10 protein-coding genes are annotated in these 13,027 nt (G+C 36.0%); 6 read left to right on the top strand and 4 right to left on the bottom strand.

Annotated elements, in window-relative coordinates; translation table 11 throughout:
• Positions 1–364 precede the first annotated feature (364 nt).
• From CG11_RS25915 to CG11_RS25900, 4 genes are all read left to right on the top strand, one after another.
• Positions 365–781 carry a hypothetical protein gene (locus CG11_RS25915; protein WP_052599882.1) on the top strand — a complete coding sequence of 139 codons (417 nt, stop codon included), beginning with the start codon at positions 365–367 and terminating at the stop codon, positions 779–781.
• Between the two features lie 87 nt (positions 782–868).
• Positions 869–1,378, top strand: a complete 510-nt coding sequence (locus CG11_RS25910) for a DUF2480 family protein (protein ID WP_052599881.1) — start codon at positions 869–871, stop codon at positions 1,376–1,378.
• Positions 1,379–1,564: 186 nt separating this feature from the next.
• On the top strand, positions 1,565–2,536 hold the full coding sequence (locus CG11_RS25905) for a lytic transglycosylase domain-containing protein (RefSeq protein WP_052599880.1): 972 nt from the start codon (positions 1,565–1,567) through the stop codon (positions 2,534–2,536).
• Positions 2,537–2,614: 78 nt separating this feature from the next.
• Positions 2,615–3,538 (top strand): helix-turn-helix domain-containing protein, encoded by a 924-nt coding sequence (locus CG11_RS25900; protein WP_052599879.1) that lies wholly within the window; start codon positions 2,615–2,617, stop codon positions 3,536–3,538.
• Between the two features lie 55 nt (positions 3,539–3,593).
• Here the strand turns inward: CG11_RS25900 and CG11_RS25895 are convergent, their stop codons facing one another.
• The 3 genes from CG11_RS25895 to CG11_RS25885 form a co-directional block, all read right to left on the bottom strand.
• Positions 3,594–4,538: a hypothetical protein gene (locus CG11_RS25895; protein WP_052599878.1), complete on the bottom strand. Its 945-nt coding sequence runs from the start codon at positions 4,536–4,538 to the stop codon at positions 3,594–3,596.
• A gap of 11 nt (positions 4,539–4,549) precedes the next feature.
• Entirely contained in the window at positions 4,550–5,410 is an 861-nt protein-coding gene (locus CG11_RS25890) for a hypothetical protein (RefSeq protein WP_052599877.1), read from the bottom strand.
• 290 nt (positions 5,411–5,700) lie between these two features.
• The gene (locus CG11_RS25885) at positions 5,701–6,993 is read right to left on the bottom strand and encodes a S9 family peptidase (protein WP_052599876.1); all 1,293 of its coding nucleotides are present in this window, start codon (positions 6,991–6,993) and stop codon (positions 5,701–5,703) included.
• A 605-nt stretch (positions 6,994–7,598) separates the two neighbouring features.
• On the opposite strand from CG11_RS25885, the gene CG11_RS25880 reads away from it, so the two are divergent.
• Together CG11_RS25880 and CG11_RS25875 are read left to right on the top strand one after the other, a co-directional pair.
• Complete coding sequence (locus CG11_RS25880; protein WP_052599875.1) at positions 7,599–10,970, top strand: DEAD/DEAH box helicase; 3,372 nt, start codon at positions 7,599–7,601, stop codon at positions 10,968–10,970.
• Between the two features lie 108 nt (positions 10,971–11,078).
• Positions 11,079–11,744: a hypothetical protein gene (locus CG11_RS25875; RefSeq protein ID WP_156039905.1), complete on the top strand. Its 666-nt coding sequence runs from the start codon at positions 11,079–11,081 to the stop codon at positions 11,742–11,744.
• Positions 11,745–11,934: 190 nt separating this feature from the next.
• Here CG11_RS25875 and CG11_RS25870 read toward each other — a convergent pair whose 3' ends face one another.
• Positions 11,935–13,005, bottom strand: a complete 1,071-nt coding sequence (locus CG11_RS25870; RefSeq protein ID WP_052599873.1) for a PorP/SprF family type IX secretion system membrane protein — start codon at positions 13,003–13,005, stop codon at positions 11,935–11,937.
• Positions 13,006–13,027 lie beyond the last annotated feature (22 nt).

The following is a 13,027-nucleotide window of genomic DNA, read 5'->3' as shown; positions in this document are numbered from 1 at the left end:
AACTTAAGTATCAATGGCATTTGTTTAAAATTTTTGTCTTTTATTTCAATGAACTTCCATCATACATTTAACAACACAACCCTCATTCCAATATTGGGCTCAATGTTTTGCACATATTATATCCTTAATAGTTTAGAAATTTTCAAAACACAAAAATACTATCCTCTTCATACATTTTCCCAACAGACTATTAATGTATATTATAGCAATTTTAAACGTTCATATATATAGTATGATAACGGGTTATTCTAACTAAGAAATTAATGTTGAACCATTCAACATTTTTGCAACTTGATAAAATAGCTTGGTATCTAATAATCCGTTAACAATACAAAATTAATCGAATTACTAACGAACGACTAAAATGAGCCACAATAACGCTATGGAAAATAATCCAGAAGAACAACACACCCCCAATGAAATCGTAAAAGACGCCCATCGAGAACTACCCTACTTTAAAGGAACGTCCAAAGAACTACCCAAAGATTATGACGCTACTATTGAACGACTAAAAATTCAATTGGAGCAAAGCGAACCCTCTAGTACTGAGGGCAAAGCACTATTTGGTATTGCCTTGGCAATTTCGTTTATTCTGTTGTTTGTTCACCTTATGGAACTTCTAGCTTATCCCAAATGGATGGAATTATTGCATGATATTATTATCTTTGCAGAAGCAGCAATTCCTTTTATTGTTAGCTTTTTCTTAAAAAATCCAAAATACGCAACACTTATTCGATTGATTGGTATTATAGTATTAGTAACCTATTTATTAACACTATAAATATTCAGATTGGGCAAAACATATTTATCTTATTTTAAATGCATTGCCTTGTCAAAATCAAACTCAAAAAATTATAAAAATCGTTCAATGAAAGATAAACCATTGGTTAATAGAGTCGCCAAAAGTGGTATCATTACTATTAACTTAGAAAATTACTACCCTCAAGAAGAAATTCTTGTTTTTGATATTAAGGACTATTTATTCAAAGGTCTTATTCTTCGTGAAAAAGACTTTAGAGCAGTAGTCGCAGAGCATGATTGGGCACAATATACGGGCAAAAACTTAGCTATTTATTGTTCTACCGATGCTATTGTACCTATTTGGGCTTACCAATTGGCAACGGTTCATGCGGCTCCTTATGCCAAAGCAATTGTTCATGGCAACGAAGCCGATTTTGTAGTTGCTCATTACAACAAAACCCTTGCGACACTTGATTTAGAAGCGTATCAAGATCAACGAATTGTCATAAAGGGCTGTAGCGAAAAACCCGTGCCGATTTCAGCCTATACTGAGTTAGCAAGATTGTTAACTCCTGTTGCTAAAAAAATCATGTATGGAGAGCCTTGTTCTATGGTTCCTCTATACAAAAAGAAGTAGACTATAAAAATAAACAGTTGGCTGTGCTGCTACTCTCCGTCATTTTAATGATCACAAGTAGCAGCATGAACAATTTCTATATACAATAAGACAAGAACCAGATAAGACGATTATAAAGGACCTTAGATAGACTTACAAGAGCAAGTCCATCTAGCGTTAATTCTTAGCTATTAATTAGAAACAAATATGCAACAACTAAAGAACTTGATTTTTTATGGGCTTGGAGCCGCTACGGTTATTACAATTATAATGTTAACGTCTTATACAAAACCTGATAGTTCTGGAAATGGTTCTATGACCATCCCTAACAATGGTTCTACCACAACAACGACTGAAGCAGCCCCCAAACCTAATCATCCAGCACAGGAAGTACACGCTCCTGAAATGCCAACATCGGTTGATTTTGCTGGAGAAGATCTACCAATGGATAATTTTGATGCCAAAGAACGTTTTGATCGTGAGTTAATTTCTAACTGTTTTCGCCACTCTGCTACTTTTTTATTCTTCAAAAAAGCCAATCGTTACTTCCCTATTATAGAGCCGATACTAAAAGCCAATGGAATTCCTGATGATGTGAAATATTTGGCAGTAGCCGAATCAGCACTTTCTAATGCCGTTTCACCTGCTGGTGCTAGAGGATTCTGGCAGTTTATGTCAGGCAGTGCCAAAGAAAGAGGTTTAGAAGTGAATAGCGAGGTTGATGAGCGTTACCACCTAGAAAAAGCAACTGTTGCCGCTTGTAAATACTTAAAAGAGGCGTACAATGACTTTGGAAGTTGGACGCTTGCCGCTGCTTCTTACAACATGGGAAAAGGTGGTTTGAGAAAGCGCATACGAGAACAAGGAGGTTCTGCTTATTTTGACCTCCATTTAAACTCTGAAACATCAAGATATGTGCTGAGAATCATGGCCATTAAAGAGATTATGCAACATCCAACTAAATATGGTTTTCATTTGGAACCTAAGGACTTATACCCTCCTATGCCTAAATTCAAAACCGTAACCGTCAAAGGTAGTGTCGCTAGTTTTGCAGAATTTGCCAAAGAGCATAAAACAACTTACAGGATGCTTAAAATATACAATCCATGGTTGCGCAACACATCTTTAACCAACAAGTATAAAAAGACTTATCAGATCAAAATTCCTGTTGAAGAATAATATCGTTTGGCAATTTGAAACCTATACAGTATCTTCAAATTGCCTACTTTTCTAACCATAAATATCCCAAATACGATTATGTTGGACATTGATCGGATTCATTCCATTGTGCACGAGCATTTAGAACATGCCCTTCTCAACCTAGATAAAGAAAGCCTCAAATTTGATTTTAAATACGAGTGGTATGACCTCACTAGCCTCAAAGGCATCAATGAGTTTCTTAAAGATACTTCTGCCATGGCGAACACCTATGGTTTAGATGGCTTTATCGTCATTGGCTTTGACGATCGACGCAAACTATTCAAGGAGGTAAAGTTTGAGGATTGTGGTTTAAAAGATACCAATGAACTCAATAAAATTATTATCAAACGCATCAGCCATTTATTTGAACTGAATAGTTATGATATTATGATTGATGGACACCCTTTGAGTGTGCTGCACATTCCTCCTGCTTGGGAAAAGCCTTTTTTTATTCGTAACTATCAAACATTTACCAAAAACAATAAGGTCAAAAAAGAATACCATCAAAAGGTTTTTGTTCGCAAGAATACAGGAACTTTCTCTGCCACTAAGTACGATGTTGATTTGATGTATTACGATAGAAAAAACATTGAACCAGACTATAGGGTTTTTACAGATGTGTTCAAACTATCTATTTTACCTATTGAAAATATTATCACCATCAAATTTACCGTAGAAAATGCAGGAAAACGACCAATTGCTATCGTAGATTATAGCATTATAATTGCCTTATCTCAACACAAAGATTGTGAATGCCCTGCCGTTAAAATTTGGGGAACCAAAGGGAGTTATGCACCACACCACTCTAGTGAAATTGTCCAACCCTCCCACATCAAAAATTTTAATGTTGAATTTGCTATTCCTGAAGGGCAAGTGGAACGCATTATGCAAGTTCTAAACAATCCAAAATCAAAGCAGCAACTAATTCTTAAGTCAAGTAATGACAAGGTATTTATGCAAAACTTTGAATACAGGGGCTAAGAACACGGTCCAGTAAAATGAAAGCATTTATGGAAGAATGTGCTCTATATATTTTCTAAAATCCAATTGCCCAATCTACATACATAGGTTCATCGTAGTCAAGATCTATGCTCCAAATAGTTGCTATAAAGTTATTCGAATAATTTTGAAATGGCTTTTTAAACAATGAGCCTTCTGCTCTTACACTTAATTCGAAATTATTTTTTCTAAGGATATAATCTCTATCAAACCTCTCTTCTGATTGGGTTCGGAGACCATAAACTATTACGACTGCATCTCTATTGGTATAGCTATATTCGGGCTCAGAAAAGCGGATGGTATGATAAAATCGCTTGGTATCTGCTCCTACGTTTTGAAAGAAATGATAAGAACCATACGAATTTACATGCGACTCATCTGTTTTGTTAGGTGCTTTGTAATTGTAATGATAACTATAATACCAATTTCTATAGCTTCCCGAAGCTTTGTAATAAATAGCTCCATAAGCAACATCCAAATCATCATTAATATCTAAACTCGTCACTTCATAATCATAGCTTGATGGAGGCTGTACAAATAATGCATTCGGCAAACTAAGTGCCTCTCCATAAAAATGAACTTGATTGTTAGCGAGAATGTACAGCGTTCTATCTCCATTATGCCAACCTAAATCATTTGTATTGGTATACTGTGTCAACTCCTCTAATACATTTCCCATCGTATCAACAATAACAGGAGTTCGAGTATCAGGGTCAATATAAGCGACTCTATCTTTTTGAATACTCAAGGCAACATGCTTGGCTTCAGGATATAATTTATTGGCAAAAGAAACTACTTTCTTAGCACGCTTCATATTTCCTGTCAACAGAAATACGCCCTCTTCTGTGCAGTAGGCAATTTCGTACGTATTTCCTCCTAAAACCGTTTCTTCTGCGGTTTCTATTCCATATTGTGCTTCGTACTTTTGACAATTGTGTAACAACAATGCCATTACAACTAATAAAATGAATTGCTTTTTCATATGTTTTAGGTTTAAAAGAGCAGTACTCCAATTCCAATCACTACATTTAGATAATAATGTGCTTGTACCCGCTGATAAACTCGGCGTCTATAGTTGATGTTATTTCGATCGGCATACCGTTGCTCCCTTTCTGCTGAATTGATTTGAACGGTATCTATCGACCACATTTGAGGAAATAATGTCATTCTCAACGCGCCACTAAAAACAATTCGATTCGCTATAATAGTTCGATAACCTATTCCTCCGTGCACTCCCAATAAGAAAGCTACCTGCTCAGCATTAATTCCAGTCGGATTGGTATATTCTTTAGAGGGTTTATTTCCATTAAAATTGGCATCATGACCATAAGTAACTTTCTGATCTAATAAGACTCCTTGTGCAAAGACAGCATCTACTCCCCATTCGGCATACCAACCCAATGGTGCTAAATTGGCATTCGGTTTAAAATAATGACTAAACGAAAAATTGATTTTATGGGCATACAAATGATAAAATAAACTGTGCTGATCCATTAAACCATAAATCAACCGACTGGGAGTAATTGCTCCTACATCTTTATTATAATCATAAACTTCTGGATTGTTTCTAATGTGTAGCCCCGTTTTAGAGTATTCGTATTCTAACGAAAATAGAATTTTTCGAGATAGAACGTAACTTGGTTTCAAAAAATAATGCTCTTGTAAGGTAAACTGCCTTGTATCGTCACTTGGAAAGGCATTGGGTCCTACGTTATTGGCTCTAGGATTAAACGAATTAAACCAAAAAGAAGTGCCTACTTCTACAAAAAAGCGCTTTCCTTGATATCCTGGGATTTGGCTGTAAGTGTTATAATAGCTTGCAAAGCATAACAAAAGCAAAAAGAATCGGATCATGTGGTTTTTTGTTTAAGGATTATTTATCCCGCAAAGTTAATGTTTTCTAGCAAACTACTTTGGTTTTACTACTTTTATTTCTCTTAATATCAACACTATTGAAGTCCATAAAGAAAACTATCTTAAAGCATATCTATCTCTTTATTAGCCATTTGTTTATTTTTTGTTACACACAAGAATCCCTACAATTATTAAACAAAATAAAGATATTCTAAGCACTAGTTTCATCACTTGATAATTTCCGTTCTTTGAGTATTCATTGTTGTTAATGCTCCCTTCTATTATCCAACTCACTCTTGAGTAGCCAAAGCTTTTGCTCTTAATCTACGACGTTTTTTGGCTTTTTTAGCAACGCTAGACTTTCCTATTCCAATTAAAAAACGTTTTGTCAAAGGTCCCGCATTTCCCTTTTTGCTTCCCTTTCGGAAACTATCAAAAAACATTTTGGTATGCATGACCGCAAACATAGCACAATCGTTGTGCCCAAGATGCTTGTTAACATGCTTGATACGCACCAATTCACTACCATTAGCCTTCATTTGTTCATAAGCCACCAAAGAATTTTTATAACTTACCTGTTCATCTGCTTGGCAGTAACAAAGTAATACAGGTTGTTCTGGTTTCCAGTCGTGTACGCTATTTTCTCTTAATGCTTTTTTAAATGGGAAATCATCGTTTGCTAAATATTGCTCTACAACTTCAGGGCGAATTACATCCTTAGGGACACTAGGAATCAATCGATTAATATATCCCATGGAATGTTTTCCCTTGTATAAAGGCGGTAAAATTGTATCATATGGCGCTTTAAAAATTTCCGAAATATTCTCATAAAAACCATACACTTCCTGAAAGGAAAAGAACAAATAAGGCAGATAACCAGGATGTGAATACTCTTTGAACATAGTTTCTTCTTGTACACCAGCCAAGTCATATGCCCCCGACATAGGAGCTGAAGCTGTAATTTTAAACTCATCACTATAAGCTTCTTGCACCGTTTTATGAAATCCCATAGTAGCATGACCTCCTTGAGAATATCCTGTTGCAAACAATAAATCATTTTGCACAACACCAATTCTAGGATTTAGCTCTTTTATTGCTCGAAGCAAATCCATAGAAGCACCGCTTTGGGTTGGCACATGATGGTATAAGTGCTTCTTCTCTCCTTTACCTAAACCGATGTAGTCAGGACGAGCAACTAAATAGCCATCCGCTGCAAATCCAACACAGATAGCTTGTTCCCCTCCCAATCGCACCTTTCGGTCTCTTTTAATTTGCGTACCATGATGATAACAAACCATAGGCATACGCTCCTCTTTTGTAGTATCTATTGGCACAAAATACAAACCAGAAGCTTGGATGGTACTGCCATCATGCCACTTTGTTCTATAGATAATTTCATAAACATCTATGCTATAGCGAACAGGGGCAACTGCTTGTGGCACTCCTTGTTCTTTCCATTTTTGCTGCAAAGCCTCCTTTGTGTAAGTTCTTACTAGTTCGTAACTAACAAGAATTGGTGTCGAAGATTGAGCCATCAACAAAAAGCTATTCAAAAGAAAGAATATGAAGTATACAATTCGCATTATACATTATAATTTTAGATAGCAAACACCTTGATATAAAGAGGGTTAACTAGTTGGTTAGAAATTCTTAATAGCCTCAATTTTTATTCCACTTCCTCTTACAATGAAAAATAACCTTTTATTCTTGAAATAACAATGTTTACTATCTACTAGTAGTTCGTTGATTTTTTACTTTTTACCAAAAAGATAAAAAATCACATTTATATTAGTTTACTTCGTGAGTGCTGCGCAGTTGATAATCAAATTTTTAACATAAAACACAACAAAAACACAACTTATTAATTATCAAACTAATAAAGTTTTTCAACGACCACGAAGTAGCAGCGCAGCTAACTATTGATCTACAAAACGCACTCCATAAATTTTAGATGATAGGGTACTGCACTAAAATATCTCTGCTCCAAAAAAGAAATAAAACTCCTATGCTAGAACTACATTTCTTTGTTTTAATCCCTTATTTTTGCAAAAGTGTCTGATCTATGCTATTAAGTAATTGTTCAAACGTGTCCCCTAAAAAAGAACTATTTTTAGGATATATTTTTTTGACCATTTGCTTATTCTTTATTCAAGACATTCACTTACTTGCTTGACCAACCAACTTACTGATGAAAAATCCACAGTTAGCTAACTTACTTTTTAGAGAATTTGAAAAAATACATGCACTAAATACTTCTTATAATGATAAAATTGCCGCATTAGATCGTTTATTAACTTCCTTCTTTGTGGACATCACGAGAAGTAAAAATATTCCTTTCACAACCATGTTATCTCGCATTGCCTTTGCCTCTCATGAGCATCAAATTAGCAATGCCTTACAATGGCGTATTCATCAAGTTCGAAAAAAAAAGAAAGCAGTTCTGGCCAACAAAGCTAACTTTGCAGAAAACGATTATTTAACAAGTTTAAAAACGGCTACTTATGCTATTGCCGCATTTTGCCAAACGTCTGCCACTCCAACACTAAAAGCACTCGTTGATGATTTTGAAGATCGAACCGAACACAACAATCCTATTGAGCAAGTAGAGCGATTGGATGAATGTCGAGTCATGGTGGTTGATGCCGACCGCAAACAAGAATGGCTGATATGCAAGCCTTTTGCCCAACCTGATACGACCATCCATGTACAATATAATGTAACGGGACATAATGAGAATTTTAATTCTACTATTCATAGCATTCAACAAAACTTTCACAACCATGTTACATTGAATTTAATTGATGTTGTTATTAATTCAAAAGGCATTTATATTCCGCATGCTTTTGTCATCGAGCCAGATTATATGGTGGATGTCAGTAGTATATCAGAGTGCTTTCAGAACTTTGGAGCCGCAGCCGATTTGTATTTACTCAAAAAATTTCTCCCGTTTTCCTACTCCATCCCGTTGATGCTAGGAAATGTTGCCAACTTCTTTTTGGATGAGTTAATGACAGATCCGAATGCTACCTTTACAGATACTTTTCCAAAAGCTTTTGCGCTCAATCCGTTAGCCTTTGCCACGTTTACAGATGCTGAAATTTTACAAATTTATAGAAAGAGTCAAAAACATTTTACCAATCTAAAAACTACGATAAAGGTTAAATTAAAAGAAAATAACATTACTCCTGAAGACTGTTATTTAGAGCCTTCTTTTTATTCTGAAAAATATGGCATCCAAGGTCGTTTGGATGTTTGGTACAAAGATTCTACCCCTAAATCTGATAAAACAGCGATTATAGAGTTAAAAAGTGGGAAACCCTTTGCCCCTAATCACTTGGGACTAAGCCACAATCACTATACTCAAACTAATTTATATGATTTGCTCGTTCGCTCTACTTTTGGCAAAAAGCTCAACTCTCCTACCTATATTTTATACTCAGGTATAGACCACGATCACCTAAAGCCTGCACCACCATTCAAATCACAACAATACGAAGCTATAAAAGTTAGAAATGATATTATTTCAATTGAAAAAAAATTAGCCGATTTAGATTTAGAAGACTTGGAAGATGTGCTCACCATCTTAGACCAGTTGGCACCAGAGCGTTTGCCTAGAGCCAAAGGATTTGTAGCAAGAGACTTGCAAAATTTTGCTCAAACAATTCATACCGCCTCTCCCCTTGAACGATTATACTTTTTACATTTTATCAGCTTTACAGCAAGAGAGCACCAATTGGCAAAAACAGGAGAAGCAGGCAAAGAAAACCGCAATGGTTTAGCAGCTTTATGGTTGAGTGATTTAGAAGAAAAAAATGAGGCATTTGAAGTGCTAGGATTTCTCAAAATTCAAGAAGATAAATCTGGTGACGAACAACCGCTCATTCATTTTCAACGCACCAAGCAAACCAACCCGCTCGCCAATTTTAGACAAGGAGATATTATTGTATTTTATCCATATCGTCAAGCGGGGCACAATGTTCTCAACGATCAAATTTTTAAAGGGTCTATCACCCATATCGACGAAGATACGGTCTGTGTTCAGTTGCGTTATCGTCAATTTAACCACAGTTTGTTTGAGGAAGATTTGTTTTGGCATATCGAGCATGATATGATGGACAGCAGTTTCAAAGTTCAATACCGTGCTTTGTACAGTTTTCTAAAAACGAAGTCTTATAATAGAAATTTGCTATTAACCCTTACACCACCTCAAGAAGTAGCTGTCAAGCCATTGCGGCTCGGCAACCCACAGTTGAGTGTAGAGCAAAGAAAGGTTTTACACAAAGCCATTGCAGCTAAAGATTATTTTTTGCTAGTTGGACCTCCTGGCACAGGGAAAACGAAGTTTATGCTGGCGGAAATGGTGCGTTATTTATTGACAAATACCCAAGAACAAATTCTATTATTAGCGTATACCAATCGAGCAGTTGATGAAATTTGTGAGGCTATTCATGACTTTGCAGAGGAGGACTACCTCCGTATTGGCTCCAAATACTCGACACATCCACATTTTCATGGTCGATTATTTTCAGAGCAAACGAAAGATATTAGTAAACGAAAAGATTTAGTGCAAAAAATTGTTTCTCATCGAATTTTTGTCTCTACCGTAGCCTCTATTGCAAGCAAAGCAAGCTTGCTACAGTTAAAGCAATTTGATACTGCAATTATTGATGAGGCCTCTCAAATTCTAGAACCAATGTTGATTGGTATGCTTCCCTATTTCAAACGTTTTGTGCTAATTGGGGATCACAAGCAATTGCCTGCGGTTGTCTTGCAAGAAAAAACGCGTTCGGCAGTAGACAATAAAGCTTTGAACGAAATTGGTCTATACAATAGGCGCAACTCATTATTTGAAAGATTGTATAATCAAGCTGAAAAAAATAAGTGGACTTGGGCATTTGATCAACTGCACCACCAAGGACGTATGCACGAGGATATTTGCCGTTTTCCAAGCAAATATTTTTATAATAATGAACTTAAATTACTACCTGAAGAACTTCCTATTAGTGTTTGGCAAAAGGAGACCTTAAACTATCAGTTGCCCCCTAATTCAAGCGAACTAGAACAACTCTTAACTCGCAACAGAATGTTATTTTTTAACAGCACCATTAACCGCTTTAGAAACCCTAAAACGAATTTGGATGAAGCCCAAATGGTTGGCAAGATTATTAACAGTTTTAATGCTATTTACAAAGCCAATAATCAAACACTCAAGCCTGAAGATGTTGGAGTCATTACACCTTTTAGAGCGCAAATTGCCCAGATAAGAAGTGTTTTAACTCAATATGGGCAAGATTATGAAAATTGTACCATCGATACGGTCGAACGTTATCAAGGCGGTGCTCGAGAAATTATTATCATCTCACTTTGTCTCAATGATGCCTACCAACTAGAAAGCGTCATCTCCTTATCTGATGACGAGGTTGTAGATCGAAAGCTAAATGTTGCCCTCACAAGAGCCCGCAGGCATTTAATTTTAATTGGAAACGAGCACCTAATGCGTTTAGATAAGCGTTATGCTGCCTTAATTGACTGGATACAAGAACGATGCGTCAATCCTTAATATTTATTAATAATAGTACTTAGCTGCACAAGCTCACGACCGTCAGGAGCAACAAAGTTAATTAAAAGCAAAGCACTCACGAAGTGAACTAATATTAAACTAATATATATGCACGATTCCGATTCTGTACCCCAAGCCTCCTATCTCATTTTATATACGTTTATTACTTTCATAATAATCTTAGTTTCTGGAAATATTTTAAATTGTTTACTGATGCTGACTTGGCTGGCAAAACAAGAAGAATGGAGCAATACTCAAATTGCTAATACTACTGTAATAATTGTCTTATTTTCCGTTTTTTCTTATATGATAATTGCCATACAATATAGTGTATCGAGAACCTATAGTTGGCTGTATAATAAATTGCTAAAAAAATGGATTCCCCCACTTGCTGAATTATTAACAGAATTAGTATGGGAGAAAAAAAAGCAGCTTCAATACGAAATTGCAGGTAATTTAAAACAAGCCGCCAAAGAAAGTGATTGCATCGAAGACAAGGCTTTTTATTGGCTCAATGCCCAAATACACACGTTACCAACTCCTCTAGCTAAAATTGTTGCCTTTTTTCTGAAGCTTACTCCTATCAAAGATTGGGTTTTGTTCCTTGATACGAATTGGATGAAAAACACCACTACTCCCAAAGAACTAACCCAACAGTTAACCTTAAAAATAGATCGCTTTATGCAAACAATTCCTACCAAAGCTTTTCCGTTCTGGACGAAGCTTTTACTGCCTATTAATCTTCTACTTATTCTATTTTTTATTTTGTCTTAGGCAATATAGTTTTTCACAAAAAATACACGAAGTACTGAGGCAATTCCTATGCGATGTCCCTACAAAAAAGAACGCCTTTCGAAAATTCGAAAGGCGTTCTTTTTTGTAATAAGTAAGTGGTCAGAAAAAATAAGAACAAAAAATGGGATTATTTTTTTTGAACGATTACTTAAGATTTATATTTCAACTATTAGAAAGTAGGACATCCCAAACGACGACCTCTGCTATTACAAAGTGTGTAAACATAAGAAAATTCAAATGCACCATTTCCATTTGTTGCAGCTGCCAATTTAGATACATTAATATCATAACTCAACCCAATATGAGAGCCTCCAAAACGCAAACGCAACAAAGCAACAATCGCATCTACACCAAAAGTTCCTTGATCTGTGTTTACCTGTGCTTGATTGGCACCACGAACATATGCCCCTATTGTAAATGCTTGGCTAGATTGCGATTTTTTACTGAAATCAAATTTCACTCCTGTACCAATATTCATTTGTGTAGAAGGACCTTGCACCATTACAGCAAAGTTAGGTACAATTGCCAAACGGCGAGCAATACGAGCTTCTGCCCCACCATGAATAGTGAATCTTGTGAAAAGAGGTTCTGAACCTGGATTCATAAATGACAAATTTGCTTTTGTCAAATGTTGGAATCCAATTCCTGCATAAACATTGCTCTTATTATCTTTATCTAAAGCACTAAACCATAAAAGACCTGCACTGACATCTGCCACAGCTAAAGTACTATTAAAAATACTCTCATTGTCTGGCAAAGAACCATTAAAACTAGTTCCATCCCAATTAGTTCCCCAACGCAATTGATCAATACGAATACTGCGTTGTACAAAGCCTACTTGACCTCCAGCTACTAAGAAGTGCTCATTTGAACGTCTTCCGCCAATCTTTTTCAAATAAGAACCAGATAAGCTAGCCTGTACTGCAGTAAATGCAGATGCCCCCGCTCTATCGACCCATACGGACAATCCAGCCCCTACAAAATCTTTGTTTCCTGCTTCAAATTTTCCTTCCACCCCAAGACCAAAAGTATTAAAAGCATTGTCACCCATCACGCTTGCCCACTGATTTCTATAAATAGCAGACACACGCATTTGGCAACTCATCACCCCTGTGGTAGCAGGATTTAAGGTCAGGTTTGACACGTAAAACTGTGAGAAGTGGATGTCTTGCGCTTGCGCAGAGTTAAGATTAGCAACAAGTGCTATAATAATAAATGTAAAAAATTTCCCTAATTTCATAATCTTTAGATTTTGATTCTTC

Source organism: Aureispira sp. CCB-QB1 (assembly GCF_000724545.1).
Taxonomy (GTDB): Bacteria; Bacteroidota; Bacteroidia; order Chitinophagales; family Saprospiraceae; genus Aureispira.
This window is presented reverse-complemented; position numbering and strand designations above follow the sequence as displayed.